Origin of the sequence: Fundicoccus ignavus, assembly GCF_009659375.1 — a bacterium.
GTDB classification, from domain to species: domain Bacteria; phylum Bacillota; class Bacilli; order Lactobacillales; family Aerococcaceae; genus Fundicoccus; species Fundicoccus ignavus.
Window position 1 is genome coordinate 153,667 of record NZ_WJQT01000004.1, and the last position, 20,588, is coordinate 174,254.

The window sequence follows — 20,588 nt, forward strand, 5'->3', positions numbered from 1 at the left end:
GACATGTAGATATAGTATTCCTGGATTTCCGTGTTTATACTTGAGTACAACATTAAAACTATGTCAATTAGAAACAAAATCAAAAAAAATTTGTTGCAAGCAGATTTAAACTTAATAGAAGTAATTTGGATAGACGCATTTACGTAATCGATTTAGCAATAAAGCCTGAGGATTTGTTTTCTGAAAGACAATTCAATAAGCATAAGGAGATGTTTAGTTATAAAAGCTTGAGAAGTACAAGAAAGAGTTATCTTTATTGGTATCCACTAATATTGGGTTCTTCTTATATTAGAAGAGATAAAAAAGATTACTTTGCAAGTGAATATATTATTCCACAATTTTTTATGCATTGGTTACACTCAAGAGACAACACTGAAACCTCTAGTGTTGGTGTCCGTTATTTTTCTTGTGCTTCTATAAGAGCATCAAAGTTTGGGTATAATTATGCTTTTATAACTTCAGGAGAGAACATAAGTAATGAAGTTTGTTATTGTAATAAATTAAATTCTGTTTTTAAATGGACTAAACCTAAATACATGATGGAGTTTGAAAGTATTGAATCTTTACAAGATACTTTAAAAAATGATTCGAATATACAAAATTTGAATGATGAAACATTTACTTAGTAAGAACTGTTTGATTAAAATCCAAAATAATCAAATAATCAGATTAAGTAACAATCCCAAAAGATAGAGTTTAAAGTTTATCTTTTGGGGTATTTGTCTATTGATAATAATAGTTATTTATAAGGAATTATATTTAGTGCTAAACACCGAATAAAAAACTCGCTATTAAGAATTCAGGTTAACACCCCATTACTTCATTCTTATAAATAAATTCCTCTCATCCTAAAACTTAACATATCAAACCATAAAAATGTTATAATCAAACAGAATGCAAACGAATACATTAAACGAATATAAAGGAGTCTATAAATGAAGAAACTAATGCGTAAATCAAAAGGCAGTTGGCTAGTCGTTACCCTTGGAGCTGCGATGTTTTCTTTAAACGGACCAGTCGTAAATGCTGAAGAAACGGTGAACGAAACAGAACGTGATGCGACGATTGAAACAACACTCAAGCAAGACAGCCAAGTAACAGCCTCAATCGAACAATCAACTGACACTGTGCCAGCAGAAGTTGGACAAGACGAATTGTCCCAAAACTCACCAACTGATTTGCTGTCAGACACCCTATCAGATAGCCTACATAATCCAATTGAAGCCTCAAACGACACAACACCAGAAGCCACAGATAATTTTGAATCGGAAGCAACCCAAGAAGACGCTATTAGCCAACCACTCACAGAAGCACTTATCGAAACAGAAATTCAACCAGAAGCCGAAGCAGCCACACAAGAAATAAACACCTTAAAAGTGCATACCTTAACGGCAACAGCTGAAACACCAGCCCAGACACACACCGTTAAATCAGGTGAATACTTATATCTAATCGCTGAACGCTATGGGATTACAGTTGCCCAACTCAAACAATGGAACAACTTAACCTCGAACTATATTTATTCAGGCGACCAACTGAAGGTATCAGCAGGCACAGCGACTACAAAACCCGGTGACGCTCACACAACTAAACCAACGGACAATACACAAACAACCAATTCATATTACACAGTACGTCCAGGGGACTATCTATGGAAAATCGCCAATCAACACGGCATTACCGTAGCGCAATTAAAAACCTGGAACAACCTAACCTCGAACTATATTTACTCGGGCGATCGCTTTATTGTGTCGAAAACAACTACGACACCGACTCAACCTGAGAAACCAGTCGAAAGTAAACCTGAAACACCTAAAGAACCTGATAAGCCATCTACGAGTCAGCCAACACCAAGTACCCCAACACCCACTTATTATACGGTGAAGTCTGGGGACTATTTATGGAAAATTGCGACACAATACGGAATTACTGTCAATCAATTAAAGTCTTGGAACAAGTTAACAAGCAATTATATTTATTCAGGCGATAAATTAGCCGTAACAGACCCAACGAAAGTAACAACACCCACAACGCCAGAACCTGAGAAACCAGTCGAGTCAGAAAAGCCAACTGAACCCACTAAGCCAGAAGAACCTTCGACACCCGTTGAACCGACACAGCCAGCTGCCAAGTATCACACGGTCAAATCAGGCGAGTACCTATGGTTGATCGCTAATCAAAACAATATTACGGTCAATCAATTGAAGTCGTGGAACAAGCTAACGTCGAATTATATTTACTCGGGGGATCGTTTAATCGTGACAGACCCAACTAAAACGACACCGACGCCGCCGACTACTCCAACTGAACCGAATTTACCAGATGGTACCTTAACTGGGACGCATGCGGCAGTGCAAGCAGTGCTGAATCAATATAAGAACTCACCGATTCATGTCTTCTATGAGAGTTTAGTCGAAGATGATTTAAGAACGGCTTCTTTAAATGGGGATACAGCCATGTATGGGGCGTCTGTGCCGAAGATTGTGCTAGTGGCCTATACCTTGGAGCAAGTTGAGAAGGGCAATCTATCTTGGGATACACCGCTGAAGTATACCTCAAAGATTTATGATTATAATGAGTCTTATGCCTGGGGTGGTAGTGGTACCATTCAATACGAGAACTATCAGAATAAAACTTATACCTTACGTGATGTTCTTAATCGCACAATTGTCAATTCGGACAACCTTGGCAGTAACATGTTGCTGCATTATGTAGGCTACCGCGATAAATCAGATTTTAACCGCTTTACCAAAGAAGTGTACGGCGCGCCAAGTTATACGCGCAATATGACACCGCGTGAAATTAATAAAGTAATGGCCTATATTTATGAGCATCCACAACAGCAAGCGATGACCTCTCTAGACCGGACGGACTATGACAAAACGAAACTAGACACTGTTTCGGCCAATGTCTTCCAGAAAATTGGGGCCTGGTGGCCGTATTATAACCACTCGACTGCCATCGTTGAGAGTTCTCGCCCATACATTGTGACCGTCCTATCCGATTACTGGTCAGACAGCTTAATTTCGACCCTCGCGAAGAAAATCTTTACAGCGGTGATGAGTTAAACCAAGATTCAACCCCATTCCAAAATACGATTTAAAATAGTTCATAAAAATGACAAAACAAATAACACCTAGCCAAAAATCGCTAGGTGTTATTTTTGAGTGGTGAACAATAATTATCGAACTAAGTGCAGGTAACTATACATTTCTTCAATAGTAGCGCTGACGATCCGAAAAATCAGCGCTCGGAATGTCAATATAAATATAACCAAGTATATTCGCATTAGTAGTCTCAAACCTTTTAATAGCATTCGAAATTTCATCTTTCTTCATTTTTCTTCATTTAATCATGACGAAAAACCAATAAGACACCCTCAGTATCAGAAGCTAAGACAGAAGAATCCGTAACCAAAGCTGAGGGGTATCCTAAATGATAAAGTCATAGCGCCATTTAAGTCGCTTCATTAATAATAATTGCATCTGTGTAGATATTAATAACTCAGACGGATTAGAAGGCAATGGTCCAGACGGTAAAAAAATGTAAATTGGATGCTGAAGCAAACTGAATCACTTTAGTTGCACTCAACGTTTATTATAATAGTAAGAGGTTAAACCTTCTTCATTTTCTAAATTTAAAATAGTGTGCAGCGTTGTTTTTCTTAAATCAGCATCAACTAAAAGAACCTTCTTATTTGTTTGAGCCAAGACCGTCGCTAAGTTAACCGTTACAAAAGATTTTCCTTCGGAAAGAACACTTGAGGTGATCAAGACTGATTGAATGCCTTGTGTTCTTTGTGCGAATAATAGATTCGTCCGCAAAGCACGAAAACGCTCAGAATTAACAGAGTGTGGATGACACGTCACAATCAATCGAACAGGTCGTTTTTTATTTTTTTAATAGGATTGGATAGAGAGTCCTTTCTGGTTTGAATTCTCCATATTAATCTTGAAATCATTGAACCAACTGTTTTCCTTAAATGGATAGTTTAAATAAAAACATTGAAAATAATGAACGATAATGAATTGTAGAGAACGATTTAACCTTCAAAGAGTTAATCTTTAATAGCTAAATAATTAAATTTATACCACAAAGCCAAACATCTCTAGTTTATATATGAAAAAAATGATATCATAAGTCAAGAAATTATTAAGAAGCAAGGGGTACCCATATGACTACTAGAAAAATGCGCAAATTATTTACGGTGCTTTTATTCCTCTTTACTGTAACCACAACATTATTCCCTACGACAGCAAATGCACAAGAAAGTCGAAATTCAAAATCTATCTTACTATTAGGAGTTGATACGGGTGACTTAGGTCGTACAGAACATGGGCGATCGGATGTGATGATGTTACTAACGGTTAATTCATCAACAGAGTTAATTACCGTGACAAGCATACCCAGAGATTCTTATGTAATGATTCCAGGTTACTACATGGATAAAATCAACCATGCCTATGCATTCGGTGGCGCAGAGTTATCAATGCAGACCGTTGAAAACTGGTTTGACATCAGTATCGATAATTACATTGTGGTGAACATGGCAGGCTTAAAAGAAATTGTAGATGCGGTAGGCGGCATTGATGTCGTATCCCCGTCAAGTTTTACGATTTCGGGATATGAATTTGTTGAAGGTGTAGAAACAAACCTAGATGGCGACAAAGCCTTGGCTTATTCTAGAGAGCGTTATACTTCTGGTGGAGACTATGGTAGACAAGAAAGACAACGTCAAATCGTTCAAAGTCTAATCAGCAAGATGGCCAGCTTCGATTCAATTCTTAACTTCCAGAATGTGTTCGCAACAATGTCGAGTAACATTGAAACAGACTTAAACTTCTTAGATTTAGTTCAACTATTTGCGGATTACCGACAATTAGCAACTAACATTGAGTTTTATCAATTATCAGGTGGTGGTAAAATGATAGATGGGGTTTATTATGATCTCATATACGATGACTCATTTAATGAAATAATTAGTAATTTAAGCGCTCAATTAAATTAACACAAGCGACTCTCGAATATAAGGGATGAAACCTTTAATCGAGAGTCTTTATCTATCAGTTGTTGACAGGAAGAGTATTTACCTTTAGTATTATCTTGATAAATAATAAGTTTGACTAGAGATAGAAAATAATTTGTAAGAAGTAATTAGGAGAAAAACTAAATGAAAAAAGTTTTAATTACCGGCGTCAATAGTTTCATCGGGAATTCATTAGACAGTTGGTTAAAACAGTATTCAGATGACATAAAAGTAGATAAAATTTCACTTAGAAATAGTGAATGGCAAGCAGCGGATTTTAGTGACTACGATAGCATTGTGCACGTAGCGGGAATCGCTCACGTTTCATCGGATAAAGATTTAAAAGAGAAGTACTATCAAGTGAATCGCGATTTAACTATCAAACTGGCAGCAAAAGCAAAAGCTGAAGGCGTTAAACAATTTATTTTCTTGAGTAGTATTATCATTTATGGTGCAAGTAAAACAGAGAACGGCATGATTACGAAGGAAACGATTCCGGTAGCGAAAGATTTCTATGGAGATAGTAAAATTCAAGCCGAAGCTGGTTTAGCTCCGCTTGAAGATAACACCTTTAAAATTGCGACGATTCGACCCCCAATGATTTACGGCAAAGGCTCTAAAGGGAATTACCCTAAACTAGCCAAATTAGCTGTAACATTGCCGTTCTTTCCTGATTTTGATAATCAACGGAGCATGATTCATGTCGATAATTTATCGGAATTTATCAAGTTGTTAATTATGAATGAAGATGCAGGTGTTTTCTTTCCGCAAAACCAAGAATATGTTAAGACAAGTGATTTAGTAAAGACTATTGCGGAAGTTAATGGGAAAAAGAGTTTTCAAACGAAATTATTTAATCCAGTAATCAAACGACTCTTGAACTTTAATATAGTAGATAAAGTTTTTGGTAACTTAGCTTATGATCAAATGCTTAGTGAATATCCAAAAGAAAATTATCGGATTCATGATTTGTGGAATTCCATAAAAAACACTGAAAAACCTGAACAACCATAACTTAAATATAAACAACAAGTAAACTCTATGCAATGCAAGTGTAACTTAGTGTATTGCATAGAGTTTTATCTGGTTTATACTTTGTAGTGGATGAAAACTTGAGATAGAAGAATTAAAACGTATTCAAACAAAATACATTACAAAAATACATTGTAATAATTGAGGATTATACTATAATTGTAATATTGACAATTTCAATTTTACTAGTTTGGTTGAAATTACGCCATTTTAACGGTAAAATTGTACAGAGACTATTTAAATTATTGCTAATAAAAAGTTGATTAATCAAAAAAGTCCTGTAAACAATACTTAAAGAAAGAACGTGATGAAATTTATGAATACTCATCAAGGGATATCCATGCATATTGTGGAATATGTACAAAAGCTAAATAAGACACAGAAACGTATGATATGGCTATTAGCTGATTTGGCAATGTTTATCATAGCAGGAGTGTTGTCTTATTTATTTTTTTTGACTTTGATTAAAGTACCAGCACTCAGTTATGCGGTTCATACGATACTAGCCTTCTCAATTTATGTAATACTATCTTATGTATTTCAAATCAGTAATAAAATTAATCGCTATACAAGTGTAATCGATATAATTTTACTCTTTATTATTGCTTTATTGAGTGGTGCACTCAGTGGATTGCTTTGTACATTGTTCTTTAGTACATTTTCTTTCCGTTTTACAGTCTTAACGATGATTGTTTCATCCTTAGGCATTATAGGCTTGAGACTTTTGTGGCAAATGATCTATCTTTCTAGATATAAAAACAATCATGTTGAAGATGAAATTAAAAAAATTGTATTAATTGGTGCAGGTGATGGTGGCTCTTTATTCATGAATAGTTACCGTAGAAATAAAGGGAATCTTAATGTAGTTGCCATTTTAGACGATGACCTAGATAAAAAAGGGCAAAACATTAGTGGAGTTGATGTTCTAGGGGATATTGAGTTAATTCCTGAATTGGTGAAGCAATATGGTAAATTAGAAGCAATTGTTGCAATACCATCTTTGCCTCCTGCTAAATATGAATTGATTTTAGAAATGTGTAATCGAAACAATGTTGAAGTTTTTAAAATGCCTAAAGTTGAAGAGGTCATTCAAGGTGTTTATCAACCTAAACAAGCGATGCGAAAAGTGAATATTTCGGATTTGTTAGGTAGAAAAGAGATAAAATTAGATGAAACAAAACTTCGCAATGAACTAGAAGGTAAAACAATATTGATTACCGGAGCTGGGGGATCAATTGGATCAGAAATAGTCCGACAAGTAACCCGCTTTAATCCTAAAAGAGTCATTTTATTAGGACATGGTGAAAACTCGATTTATTTAATTTATCATGAATTGTTAAAACTCAAAACTTTTACAGAATTTAGACCAGTAATAGCAGATGTTCAAGATTATAAAAGAATACTTGAAGTGTTTGAAAAAGAAAAACCGGATATTGTCTATCATGCAGCAGCTCACAAACATGTTCCATTAATGGAAAGTAACCCAGTTGAAGCGTTTAAGAACAATATATTAGGGACGTATAATGTAGCAAAAGCAGTTGATGCGGCTAAACTACCAAAAATGGTGTTAGTTTCAACTGATAAAGCAGTAAACCCACCGAATGTGATGGGGGCAACTAAACGTGTTGCCGAATTAATCATTACAGGTATGAACGAGAAAAGTCAATCAAATTACTGTGCTGTAAGATTTGGGAATGTATTAGGCAGTCGCGGTAGTGTAATTCCAGTCTTCGAAAAACAAATAGCGGAAGGTGGACCAATAACAGTCACAGACTTTAGAATGACGCGTTACTTCATGACGATACCTGAAGCGAGTCGTTTAGTGATATACGCTGGTGCGTATGCGAATGGTGGGGAAGTATTCATATTAGATATGGGAGACCCAGTGAAAATTGTAGATTTGGCTAAAAAGATGATCCTGCTAAGTGGGCATAAAGAAAACGAGATTGAAATTGTCGAATCGGGTATTAGACCAGGTGAAAAGTTATATGAAGAATTATTAACCTCAACTGAATTAGTGGGCAATCAGTTGAATGAGAAAATCTTTATCGGAAAAGTTGCCCAAATGCCAATAAATCAAATTGATTCATTTATTCAAGAGTTGCACCAGAATATTGGTAATAGTCGAAAATTAAAAGAAAAAATAATTACATTCGCAAATGAAAGTGCGAATTGATATCGGAGGATAATATGAAAGAAGAAATTAGTTTAAAGGACCTGTATCAAATTTTAAAAAAACATTTCTTTACAATTGTCATTGCAATAGTATTAGGAATTATCGCGTCTGTGCTAATAATGATGTTTTTTATAACACCTAAGTACAATTCGCAAGCGCAGTTATTGGTCAACCAGCAAGGTGAAGTAACTCAAACAACAATACAGTCAAATGAAATTCAAGCAAACATCCAACTTATAAATACATATAGCGATATTATTACTGGGCACTCCGTACTAACTCAGGTTAATAACAATTTAGGGAGCAATTATCCTATCGGTACACTAAGTGATGCTATTAATGTAGGACAATCGACGAATTCTCAAGCATTTAATCTCACAGTGACAATGGAAACACCTGAGGAAGCTCAATTAGTATTAAATGAAATAATAAATGTTTTTGAAGCAACGGTTCGCGAAGTTTATGATGTTGCAAGTATACTTGTTTTATCGCCAGCAACATATAATCCAAATCGAGTTTCACCAAAATTGACAATGTTTATTTTAATTGGAGCAATAATTGGCTTAGCAATCAGCACCTTAATAATCTTGGTAATCGAATTGATGGACACTACTATTAAAGAAGATGACTACTTATCTCAATTGGGATTAATTAATCTTGGACATGTGTATGAATTATCGACTAAAGAATTAAAACAAACAAGACTGACTTCTGAACAAGGAAAAAGTCGCGCAAGGGAGAGAGTCTAAATATGTTTAACAAAAGAAAAAAAACAGAGCAACGTTTAAAAAAAGAACAAATTCAAGGGACATCGTTAATCACATATACGGATCCAAAGTCTTTAAATGCTGAGCAATTTAGAACGATACGTACAAATATTGAATTTGCTCAACTTGATAAACCAATGAAGAACATATTAGTGTCTTCAAGTATACCAGCAGAAGGTAAATCGACAATCGCATCTAATTTAGCTTATGTAATCGCACAAACAGATAAAAGAGTCTTGTTAGTAGATGCCGATCTAAGAAAACCAACTGTACATAGAACCTTTAAATTAAATAATGAACAAGGGTTAACAACCTTATTGACTAATGTCGACTTAAAATTTAATCAAGTGGTTCAACATAGCCGGGATTTAAATCTATACTTCTTACCTTCTGGACCTATTCCGCCTAATCCTTCTGAGATTTTAGGCTCAGGGAGAATGACACTATTAATGCAAGAGCTAGGCCAATATTTCGATATCGTTATTTATGATGCACCCCCAATAACGGCAGTTACAGATCCTCAAATCTTAGCTACTAAAGTGGATGGAGTGGTAATAATTGTTCGCCAAGGCTACTCTCGTAAAGAAGAAGTGAAGAAAGCTAAGGAAGCACTCGAGAATGTAAATGCTAATATACTAGGCTATGTGATGAACGGTAAGGAATTAAGCGATTCTGCAGGATATTATACTTATTATGGCTATGAGAATAATGACTAGTTTAAAGATTATCAAAAAAATCATAAGTAACTTAGAAAAAAAGTAATATTAACTTTTTATTAACAAATTTTTTAGTAATTATTTTAAGTAGCGATTCGTAAGCTTAATTTGTGTTCAACTAAACGTTTGATGGATACCGAGAGAGTCAAAGTTGTGTTCGATTACGTTTATTTTAATCTAGGAGTAAACATTACAAAGAGGTGGAATCTAAGAATAGAAGCAACATTGAGAAAGAATACTATTATCTTCTCCTCATATGAGTGAAGAAGGCCCGGAAAAAATATTTATAAGAAGCATTTGAAAAATATTGGATGGCGCCATTGGGAGAGAACGTAGATTTGTTCGAGGAAGAGCTAAGCAAAAAAGTATCAGTAAATCATTCGCCAACTTTTGTTTTCGTAACAGCAGATATTTACCTAGCGCGTTAGTGTATTAGAGTAGATAAAGATGATGTGGTTCTTTGTCAAACGAAGAAATTCTCTGCACGGCAAATCAAATAGTTTGTGAAAATGCTAGAATAGTATTCATTGATTCTGAATTAGATGGTTGGCGTAAGGACGCAGATTTATCATAAGAAGCAATTAAAAAGTATTAACCTAAAGCAGTTATTGTTGTCCATTAATACGGTTTTTCAGCGCAAGTAGAACGCATTAAGTTGATTTGAGATGCGCACAATGTCCCATTGATAGAAGGTGCTGCTAAAAACTTAAGTTCAGTTTATCATGACCAGTGGACAGGTACTTTTGGAGATTATGGTGTATTTACTTTTAATCTAATTAAAATCATCACTACCTCTGACGGTGGGGTGCTAGTTTTCAGTAATGAAGAAGCTGTAACTAAAGTAAAATATTGGGCACCCAAGCAAGAGAACCAAAACGTCATTATGAACATAAAGAAATTGGATAGATATAAGTTTAGCTCAAAGATATTTAGGATTTGATTCTAAATAGGATTTTGATAAGAGGATAATGACAATAATAAAATGGTACAATGAGTCAGTTTAATTTGATAAAATACTAATCTAAATGTAGATTTTATATCAATTTCTAATGAATTACTTGAAAGGCACAATAGAATATATAAAGTTTAAAAAAAAGAGTGTTTTAGGTATATTTATAATAAGGTGGTTAGAATAGCATGTTACAATTTGTTAGTGCGTCTTTCGTTAATATTGGAGTGGATAGTTGTGCAAGTTAAACTAGAAAAAATAATCGATGTAAAAATAATTCTATTAGGAATATATTTCGTGATAACATATTGTTCTGTTTTCAATTTAATTCGTACAGAGCTTCAATTGTTGATATTTACTTTACTGGTTATTGTTTATCTGGATAAAGTTAAACTTCGCTCAATTATAGGTGTTTTACTACTTACTGGCGTTAATATATTAGGTTTCATTTTTGCTCAAAATTTTAACTTTGGATTTTGGGATCCTATAAATTTTGTTATGAAATATATTGCGCTATTTCAAGTATTTGTTTTGTATGATATTTTTATGTCTCTTGAAAAGGAAAATAAAACATTGATTTTAAAATTAGTGCTGTTTTCTTTTATTATAACCAATTTGGTTTCAATATACTATAACTTAGGAGATCCATATGCAATAAGATATAGACCTGCAAACTATATGTTTATAATAAATTTCAACCAATATTATTCATTGCCAATGTTGATTTCAACGATATTGGCAAACATATTATTTGAGAAAAGAATAACTTTATTAACACTTATAACTTTCATAAGCTCCATAATTGTATTGATTATTGGAAATTTAGTGACCGGTCTAGTGTTAGGAGTATTGAGTAGTTTTTTAGTATTTATATTTTGGATTTCAAAATCTAATCGTTTCAAACAAGTTGTTGCAGTTGTATTTACATTCTTGATGGTGCTTTTCCTTCGCTCACCAATAGCAAATCTTATAAGGAATATTTCTACACTAAAATTTCTTTCCCCAATGGTATCAGCAAAACTTTTGGTTGCAGCATTATTTTTAGAGGGGGGAGAGATCTCTTCTACTTTGATTACCCGTAATGAACTTAGCAATTATGCTATGGAGAGTTTCAAGGCCAATCCGCTTTTTGGGTTACCATATACCGAATATCGGTTTGGCACGATTTCTAGTCATGCAGACTGGTATGATTTTTTAGCTGTAAATGGATTAATTGGTCTTGGCTCTTTGGTTATTGTGATAATTGATTTTATTATTAGAATTATTCATAAGATGAAAACTGAAACGGATTTTGTTAGTTTTTTAATCTCCTTAATAATTTTTATTGTCTTAGGTTTTTTAAATCCTAATTTTTCAGTAGAAACATTATTAATGACGTTTGTTGTTTCATCGAATATGTCATCGATAAAATGTGAAGATAATTGATTTGACCTATCTAAGGTGCTGGATAGTTGTAACATACTTATTACATTAACAACATCGTTTTATATAGACGATAGAATTTTTAGTCCAAGAAAGAGATTAGGATAGCCAACGTTTTTTTATCAACTTTTTTTAAAAGCCACTAATCCTTAATTTCAATATCAAACCTGAATAACTCATAGTTTTTTAAAAAAATGATAATTAACACTGATTGTATAGTCTTTATCTAGTTCAGTATATGGATCAAATAAAAAAGTGCCTTTTGAGGAAACGGATTTTGTTGATAATCCCGTATCTCTTTATGCTGCTACAAAAAATCTAATGAGTTAATGGCACATACTTATAGTCACCTTTATGATATCCCAGCTACTGGTTTAAGATTCTTTACTGTTTATGGACCATTGGGAAGACCAGATATGGCTTATTTTAAGTTTACTGATATGTTTTTTGATAATGACCCCATAAGAATTTACAATAATGGTGATTTTGAAAATGATTTATATCGAGACTTTACCTATGTTGATGATATTGTTAAAGGGATAGAAAAGTTGATGTATAATCCACCATTAAAAAACGAAGTAAATCCAGCACATACTGTTTTTAACATTGGCAATAATAACCCAGAAAAGTTAATGGTGTTTATTACTAGTTTAGAACAGGCATTGAGTAATTCCTTAGGAAGAAAAGTAGCCTTTGAGAAAATTTATGAACCCATTAAACCGGGAGATGTTCCAGCAACTTATGCGTCAACGGATAAATTACAGAAAGCTATTGATTTTAAACCAGAAACCTCAATTCAAGATGGTTTGCAGAAGTTTACTGATTGGTATGTAGACTATTATAATAAAAACTAATGAAATCCACTATTTATTAAGTATACCATTAATGAATGAGTGGGCTTAATAATTCAGGTTACTATGCATTTTGGGTTTTTCAGAAGATTATTTAACACAAATTTCAAAGATGTTATTTTACGTGGCTACTAAGTTTACTCTTGTATAATTTAGGTTAAGAGCTAGTCTGTAAGTAGTATCTTTTTATTCTATTTATTTGATTGATGATATTATTAATATTATGAAAAAGAAAAGAGGATTTAATGGCTAATAAGGCAAAAATTTGTTTAGTATCCTCCTCTGGAGGACATTTTGAACAATTAAAAATGTTAAAAAAACTTGAGAATGAGTATGACATTTTCTGGGTAACGGAAAAAACTGAGTATGATAACAAAACAAATTACGTACTCATTCAAACTGGACTGAAAGATAATAAATTTATATTTAAGATGTTGCTGAATACTTTTAAGTCCTATAAGATCTGGATGAAAGAAAAACCAGATTTTGTAATAACTACAGGTACAATGGTCGCACTTCCGCTGGCACTGTATGCAAAAATTTTTAGAAAGAAGTTAGTATATATTGAGACATACGCGAGAGTTACCGATGGTACCAAAGCAGGGAAACTAATGTATAAATTTGCAGACCTATTTATAATTCAGTGGGAATCTTTAAAGGAAATTTATCCAGATGCAATTTATGGTGGAAGTATTTATTAGTGTTCTAAAGTTAGGAGGAGGAATTTCAAATGATCTTTGTATGTGTAGGTTCCAGAGAATATCAATTTGATAGACTATTAAAAGAAATGGACAATATCCTGGAGAGAACAAAATTACCTGAATCAGTGTTTGCACAAATTGGGCAGTCAACCTATCTACCTCAGAATTTTGAGTTTGAGAGATTCCTATCGCAGGATGAATTTGAAAAATATCAAAATGAAGCAAAACTTATAATATCGCATGGTGGGACTGGAGCGTTGGTAGGAGCATTAAAAAAAAATAAAAAGGTAATTGCTGTACCAAGATTAGCAAAATTCGGAGAACATATCGATGATCATCAATTACAAGTGTCTGGGGTATTATCCAAGGAGAAGTATCTGGTAACTGTAACTGACATGGATACGTTAGAGAATCAAATTTTGTTAATGTTAGCAAATGAAACAACAAAAAAATATAATAAACCTTCGTATGTTTTTGAAATAATCGATGGTTTTATACGAGAGAATATATAGTTGTTAGTCAAAGATTTTACTAAAAGAGGGGATAATTAATGAATAATCAGCCGCTAATAAGCGTAATTGTACCGACATACAAACGGACACCGCAATTAATACAAAGAGCGATAGATAGCGTATTAAAACAGTCATATTCAAATTTAGAACTGATAATTATTGATGATAGTCCTTCAGATTATCTACACAGAAAGTCAGTAAAGGAATACATTAATAGCATAAAAGATGCACGAGTAAAATATATACAACACATCGAGAATCTAGGAGCTAATAAGGCCAGAAATACAGGAATAGGTGCTTCGTCAGGAGAGTATTGTGCTTTCTTAGATGATGATGATGAGTGGGTGTTAAACAAACTTGAATTACAAATGAAAAAATTTGTTAATGAAGATGTAGGATTGGTGTATTGTAGAGCTATAATTATCGATGAGGTTAACAATATTAGAAGGCCAATTATAAATGAGATAAAGCAAGGTGAACATTATAGTGAATTATTAAAGCAAAATTTCATTGGCTCTAATTCTTTTGTTTTAATAAGAAAGGAAGTACTTGTAAATATAGGGTGTTACGATGAAGAACTGGAGTCTAATCAGGATTACGATTTATTCTTAAGGATTTCCAAAGAGTATAAAATTGCAGGCTGCAATGAAGTTCTAGTTAAATATTACTTGCATGATGGAGAAAGAATTACAACGAACATGCAAAAGCAATTGCAAGGGAGACTAGCTTTGCACAATAAACATGCGATAGATATAAAAAAAGATAAAGTTACCAAGTTAACGTGGGAATTAAAAATAATACCTTTATATTATAAAACAAGTAGTAAAAAAATCGCTCTTATTAAATTATTGAAATTATTTATTACTCACCCTATTTTTTGTCTAAGGTATAGTTTTAAGACATTATCATATATTAAAAAGAAGAGAATCAATGTAGCAAGATATTAAGATTAGTGGAAAAGCTGTTATTCGGATTAAAGTTTAAATAACTCGATGAATTCAGTAAAGTTATAGTGTCCATCGAAAGGATTTTGCGTATGAAAATACTTACAATACTGACAACTAGGTTTGATATCAATGGAATAACAAAAGTTGTTGAAAATAATTATTATCATTTAAATAAAGAGAAATTCAATGTAGACTTTGCGGTTTTAAACAAACCAAATGATAGATTTTGTTTAGAGGTAGTTAAAAATAAAGGAAATATCTATATTTTACCACAACGTATGAGTAACCCACTTAAGTATATAATTAGTTTACTAAAAATATTGAGAGATAATGATTACGATGCTATACATGTTCACGGAAACAGCAGTACTCTTGCAATAGAAACAATTCTAGCTTGGATAAATAGAATCCCAGTTAGATTAGCTCATATTCATAGTACAAAAACTAAATACCCATTATTAAATCTATTGTTAAAACTTCCTTTTCTTTTGACCTGTACAAATCGAATAGCAGTTTCGAATGAAGCAGGGAAAAAGATTTTTGGAAAGAATTTTAATTTATTACCAAATGGAATAGCAGTTGAAAAATTTTATTTTGACGAAGTCGTTAGGTTAACACTAAGAAATAAGCTTGATTTAACTAATGAAAATAAAGTTTTAGGTAATGTTGGAAGATTTTCTAAAGAAAAAAATCAAATTTATCTTATAGAATTGTTAGAAAATTTATTACTTGTTGACTCAAATTATAGATTATTATTAGTTGGCGAAGGAGAACTGTTACAAAATTATATTGATTTGGTAAAAGAAAAAAATCTTGAAGATAAAGTGATATTTTGTGGGAGCCAGAACGATGTAAGTCCATACTTGTTTGCAATGGACCTAATGGTGGTACCATCATTTTTTGAAGGGTTAGGTATTACTTTACTCGAAGGTCAAGCTTCAGATTTGAAATGTTTTGCATCAAGTAACATTCCAGTTGAAGCAAATGTTACATCAAGTATTTTGTATTTTGATTTGGAAGATAAATTGAAACTAGAAAAATCAATAATTAATACTTTTAAACACTATCCAATAAAAAGAGAGAAACATGAACATTACAATATCTTATTGAATTCCCAGTACAATATTGAAAATTCAATTGAAGAATTAGAGAAATTATACTTATCGGCTTCTTCAAACAAATATTAGCCTGAATTATTCATAGTATTGCTGATTAGTACGCTGAGGCTTACCCTAGTTAGGTTTATTTCATATTCTTTTTGTACCTTTTAGGTGCAAAAAGAGCCTTCCATAGGTTAGTGTAAAGTTACCCAAACAATCACCAAACTCATTAGAGGGCTTCATATGGTAACTTTTCAGAGAAAACATTAAATTTCAATACGCAATTAACTGTTTCTAACGATGGCGGCGATATTTCATCGAATTCAGGAATGATTCTGTTTGAAGAATTTCTTCATCAAATTAACTTCCAATCATTTCTTTCCTCACAAATTAAGTTGAGTAATCAGCGTGCATATTGTACCTATCCTAAACAAGTTCAAGTGACTCAGATGTTACGTCAGCTAGTCTGAGATGAAGATAACATGGTACGGAAAATGAAGGAAGTGCTATTAAACCCTGAATTGTCATCTAAATTTAGGATGAATTCAAGTTTAATCATTGAGGAATTACGCCCTAACAAAATATACGAAGAGTGGAAAATTGAATTATAAAACAAGTAAAAGAATATTAACAAACATCGATTTCCGAAAGAAATTAGTGTTAATTAAATGGATATACTATATTTGTAGCAAGTAAGGAGAAAGAAAATGGGTAATAGATTGAAAGGCATACTGAAAAGTAATAATATAATTTACAATACTTATGAAAGCTTTGTTAACGTCAAGTAGAAAACCAACCAACAAAATTAACTTGCCCTTGACAAGTGAAGAGGTCTACTACTTTTAGCCGTGACTAATCACGGCTATTGTCATTGAAAGTGTAAAACATCAAGACTAGCTGGCATCAATTAAAAACACAAACGTGAAATAATAAGGTAAAATAAACAAGTATAACATTTACTATATTGATAGGAGATTAGGAATGAAAATTACAGTTGCAGGAACAGGCTACGTTGGTTTGTCCAACGCCGTTTTATTAGCCCAGAACAATGAAGTTGTCGCATTAGACATTATTGAAGAGAAAGTGGATTTAATTAACAATCGAATTTCTCCGATTCAAGATACAGAAATTGAAGAGTATCTAAAGAATAAAGAATTAAACTTGACCGCAACCACGAATTCAGAAGAAGCACATAAAGATGCTGACTTTGTTATTATTTCAACACCGACGAACTATGATCCTAAAGAGAATTATTTCGATACTAGTAGTGTAGAGGCAGTTATTGAGGATGTGTTACGTATCAATCCTGAGGCAACCATGATTGTCAAATCGACAGTGCCGGTGGGGTATACTGCTGAGATGCGTGAGAAGTATAACACAGAGAATATTATCTTTTCTCCTGAATTCTTGCGTGAGGGACGAGCGCTTTATGACAACTTACATCCATCAAGAATTGTCGTTGGAGAGAAATCTGAGCGTGCGAAGACTTTTGCTAATCTGTTAGCTGAGGGTGCCATTGATCAAGATATCCCCATGCTATTCACTGACTCAACTGAGGCAGAAGCGATTAAATTATTTGCGAACACCTATTTAGCATTACGTGTAGCTTACTTCAATGAGTTGGATTCATATGCTGAGGTTCGTGGCTTAGCGAGTAAAGATATAATCGAAGGCGTGGGGCTTGATCCTAGGATTGGCTCACACTACAATAACCCTTCCTTTGGTTACGGGGGCTATTGCTTGCCGAAAGATACGAAGCAGTTACTAGCTAACTACCAAGATGTGCCGCAGAATATTATGTCGGCGGTAGTGGATGCCAATCGTACACGTAAGGATCATATCTCAGACATGATTTTAAGCAAAAAACCGAGTGTTGTAGGGATTCACCGCTTAACTATGAAGGAAGGTTCAGATAACTTCAGACAATCAGCTATTCAAGGTATTATGAAACGAATTAAGGCTAAGGGTGTGGAAGTGGTTGTATTTGAACCCGCTTTAGCTGCGGATGAGTTCTTTAGTTCACGTGTGATTAAAGACTTTGATGAATTCAAACAAATTTCTGATGTGATTGTAGCGAATCGTCTGTCAAATGATTTAAAAGATGTTGAAGATAAAGTCTATACTCGAGATGTATTTAACCGAGACTAGATTCTGGCTAGGTTTATTTCAGTCATATTTTGGGTGCATTTTATAAAGAGGTTAGCCACCTCTATCAAGCGTACACTTAGTTTTTAAAAAAATGATTGAATTTAAAATACCTTTTTTTCGGCGGATTTTATAATGAAGTTAGCCACTTCTAAAAGTCCATAAAAAAACGCCACGTGAAATTCATGTTAATATTGAAGTTACCACAACTCTCAATAGAAAAGGATGAATTCACATGACGCAAGAACAGTTTAACACGAACTCACGAAAAGGGAAACACCTATCTTATCAAGAACGTTGTCAAATTGCGATTCTTAAGAAAGAAGGTTACTCTAACCGCGCTATTGCCAAGTCACTAGGTCGTTCACCTCAAACCATTCATAATGAAGTGAAAAGAGGTTCGGTCACACAACGGAAACGTCAAAAACAAAAAGGGAAAATTTATGACTATACCTACACTATTTACGATGCTGATGCTGGAAAAGCTCATTATGACCAACAACGTCTAAATTGCGGTAGAAGACCTAAATGGGCGAAAATGAACGCCTTTGTTGAGTGGGCAGACACTAAGATGTTGGAAGACAAATGGTCGCCAGATGTGGTCGTTGGCCACGCGCGTGAAAATGAATTATTTGAGACTGCTATCATCCCTTGCACAACAACTTTATATCACTGGATTGATAGTGACATCATGAAAACACGCAACCTGGATTTATTAGAGAAACTCTCGCGAAATACCAAGAAGAACACGAAGAGAGCCCGCCGAAACCAACGCGTTTTAGGTCCTTCTATCGAAGAGCGTCCTCAAGAAATTGAGACAAGAAAGAGTTTTGGACATTGGGAAATTGATACAGTTATTGGAAGTAAAGTTGCCTCGGATCCCGTATTGTTGACGTTAGTTGAACGCAAAACTCGCTATGAAGTCATTCTGAAAATCAAGGATAAAACGGCTCAGGCTGTGGATGAAGCAATTGAAAGTTTGCATCAACGTGCGGGTGAATCATTCTCTCAATTATTTAAGACGATTACGTCAGATAATGGGTCTGAATTTGCAGGGCTTCATACATCTTTACAAGAGGTCGTCAATGTCTATTTCACTCACCCTTATGCCTCTTGGGAGCGTGGTACAAGTGAGAATCAACATAAAATCATTCGTCGCTTTCTCCCTAAAGGACAACCACTCCAAGCATTATGTGAGGTAAAGTGCCTAAGGATTCAAAACTGGATGAATGATTATCCACGCAAGCTATTAGGCTATCAAACGCCTTATGACTGTTCCGTGAGAGAATTTCACAAAGAACGCCAAGTGCAGTAGACGAAAGAACCGGTTAGTGCCTGACACAGAGCCTCATACGCTATGACTGGATCGTTGGGAAGCTGTCAAGCACCAGATTGACTAATCGACTATCATGCCTCCACCCATTATCAAGTGCTGAGAAAATAAACATGGCTAGATTAGTAGGTAATCCACTTGAAAATGAAGTGGCTAACTTAAACTTGAAATTTACGAATTCATATTCTTTTTTTCACCTTTTAGGTGCAAAAAGAGCCCTCCATATGTTAGTGTAAAGTTACCAAAAAAATCACCAAACACCAAACACCAAACACATAAGAGGGCTCCATATGGTAACTGTTCAAAAAAAATACTAAATTTAAGAAGTATTTGCACAAAATGGTCAATCAACTTATGTTCCCAAGAATTATAAATTTAAAAGATTTCTTTCTCAGGAAGAATTTAATGCTTATCAGCAAAAAGCTAGCCTGATAATTTCACACGGTCGAACTGGTGCCCTTATAGGTGCTTTTAAAAAAGAAAAGAGAGTTATTGCAGTTCCAAGATTGGAATAGTATGGCGAGCATATCGATGATCATCAATTACAAGAGTCCACTGTATTATCAAATGAAGGATACTTAATTTCAGTAGAAGACATAAAAAACTAGAGACAAGTATATTTATAACCTTACAAAATGAATTTCAAAAGAAATATAATAGACCATTAAATGTTTTAAATATTGTAAATGAGTTGATAATAAACAATAGATAATGACGGAGGAGTATTTGTGAAAGTTCTAAGTATAATGACGACTAAGTTGGGGAAAACGGGAATTAGTAAAGGTAATTACGCCGTTTATTAATATTAGCTATTAAATTGTACAAATCATGTTAAACATCAGAGACAAACGCCTTTCAGTCCTAAAAGTATGTTTGCAAAAAAAGATTAGATATTTTATTAAACTGAGTAG

The 20,588-nt window shown here is 33.8% G+C and carries 16 protein-coding genes and 1 pseudogene; 16 read left to right on the forward strand and 1 reads right to left on the reverse strand.

From position 1 onward, the window contains the following. Positions 1 to 125: 125 nt before the first annotated feature. Entirely contained in the window at positions 126 to 626 is a 501-nt protein-coding gene (locus GF867_RS04820) for a hypothetical protein (protein WP_153831981.1), read from the forward strand. A 309-nt stretch (positions 627 to 935) separates the two neighbouring features. Beyond that, positions 936 to 3,068, forward strand: coding sequence for a LysM peptidoglycan-binding domain-containing protein (locus GF867_RS04825; RefSeq protein ID WP_153831982.1), 2,133 nt, complete (start codon positions 936 to 938; stop codon positions 3,066 to 3,068). A 519-nt stretch (positions 3,069 to 3,587) separates the two neighbouring features. Here the strand turns inward: GF867_RS04825 and GF867_RS13965 are convergent. After that, the gene (locus tag GF867_RS13965) at positions 3,588 to 3,869 is read right to left on the reverse strand and encodes a nucleotide-binding protein (RefSeq protein ID WP_172973960.1); all 282 of its coding nucleotides are present in this window, start codon (positions 3,867 to 3,869) and stop codon (positions 3,588 to 3,590) included. 305 nt (positions 3,870 to 4,174) lie between these two features. On the opposite strand from GF867_RS13965, the gene GF867_RS04835 reads away from it, so the two are divergent. From GF867_RS04835 to GF867_RS04905, 14 genes and pseudogenes are all read left to right on the forward strand, one after another. Next, positions 4,175 to 5,008: an LCP family protein gene (locus tag GF867_RS04835; RefSeq protein ID WP_253940733.1), complete on the forward strand. Its 834-nt coding sequence runs from the start codon at positions 4,175 to 4,177 to the stop codon at positions 5,006 to 5,008. 162 nt (positions 5,009 to 5,170) lie between these two features. Further along, positions 5,171 to 6,040, forward strand: a complete 870-nt coding sequence (locus GF867_RS04840) for an NAD-dependent epimerase/dehydratase family protein (protein WP_153831984.1) — start codon at positions 5,171 to 5,173, stop codon at positions 6,038 to 6,040. A 334-nt stretch (positions 6,041 to 6,374) separates the two neighbouring features. Then, positions 6,375 to 8,234, forward strand: a complete 1,860-nt coding sequence (locus GF867_RS04845; RefSeq protein WP_153832018.1) for a polysaccharide biosynthesis protein — start codon at positions 6,375 to 6,377, stop codon at positions 8,232 to 8,234. Positions 8,235 to 8,248: 14 nt separating this feature from the next. Beyond that, positions 8,249 to 8,983, forward strand: coding sequence for a YveK family protein (locus GF867_RS04850; RefSeq protein ID WP_153831985.1), 735 nt, complete (start codon positions 8,249 to 8,251; stop codon positions 8,981 to 8,983). 2 nt (positions 8,984 to 8,985) lie between these two features. Continuing rightward, a complete protein-coding gene (locus tag GF867_RS04855) occupies positions 8,986 to 9,717 on the forward strand; it encodes a CpsD/CapB family tyrosine-protein kinase (protein WP_153831986.1) in 732 nt (243 codons plus the stop codon). Positions 9,718 to 10,396: 679 nt separating this feature from the next. Next, positions 10,397 to 10,657, forward strand: a pseudogene (locus GF867_RS14310) (DegT/DnrJ/EryC1/StrS family aminotransferase); the annotation flags it as partial. 246 nt (positions 10,658 to 10,903) lie between these two features. Beyond that, complete coding sequence (locus GF867_RS04865; protein WP_153831988.1) at positions 10,904 to 12,091, forward strand: hypothetical protein; 1,188 nt, start codon at positions 10,904 to 10,906, stop codon at positions 12,089 to 12,091. A 326-nt stretch (positions 12,092 to 12,417) separates the two neighbouring features. Then, entirely contained in the window at positions 12,418 to 12,942 is a 525-nt protein-coding gene (locus GF867_RS04870) for a GDP-mannose 4,6-dehydratase (RefSeq protein WP_216650256.1), read from the forward strand. 242 nt (positions 12,943 to 13,184) lie between these two features. Further along, positions 13,185 to 13,640 (forward strand): PssD/Cps14F family polysaccharide biosynthesis glycosyltransferase, encoded by a 456-nt coding sequence (gene pssD, locus GF867_RS04875; RefSeq protein WP_153831989.1) that lies wholly within the window; start codon positions 13,185 to 13,187, stop codon positions 13,638 to 13,640. A 29-nt stretch (positions 13,641 to 13,669) separates the two neighbouring features. After that, complete coding sequence (gene pssE / locus GF867_RS04880; RefSeq protein ID WP_153831990.1) at positions 13,670 to 14,152, forward strand: PssE/Cps14G family polysaccharide biosynthesis glycosyltransferase; 483 nt, start codon at positions 13,670 to 13,672, stop codon at positions 14,150 to 14,152. 38 nt (positions 14,153 to 14,190) lie between these two features. Further along, entirely contained in the window at positions 14,191 to 15,099 is a 909-nt protein-coding gene (locus tag GF867_RS04885) for a glycosyltransferase (RefSeq protein ID WP_153831991.1), read from the forward strand. Positions 15,100 to 15,188: 89 nt separating this feature from the next. Continuing rightward, on the forward strand, positions 15,189 to 16,286 hold the full coding sequence (locus GF867_RS04890) for a glycosyltransferase (protein WP_153831992.1): 1,098 nt from the start codon (positions 15,189 to 15,191) through the stop codon (positions 16,284 to 16,286). Positions 16,287 to 17,180: 894 nt separating this feature from the next. After that, on the forward strand, positions 17,181 to 18,347 hold the full coding sequence (locus tag GF867_RS04900; protein WP_153831993.1) for a nucleotide sugar dehydrogenase: 1,167 nt from the start codon (positions 17,181 to 17,183) through the stop codon (positions 18,345 to 18,347). 232 nt (positions 18,348 to 18,579) lie between these two features. Continuing rightward, on the forward strand, positions 18,580 to 19,659 hold the full coding sequence (locus GF867_RS04905) for an IS30 family transposase (RefSeq protein WP_153831994.1): 1,080 nt from the start codon (positions 18,580 to 18,582) through the stop codon (positions 19,657 to 19,659). The last annotated feature ends 929 nt before the right edge of the window (positions 19,660 to 20,588 follow it).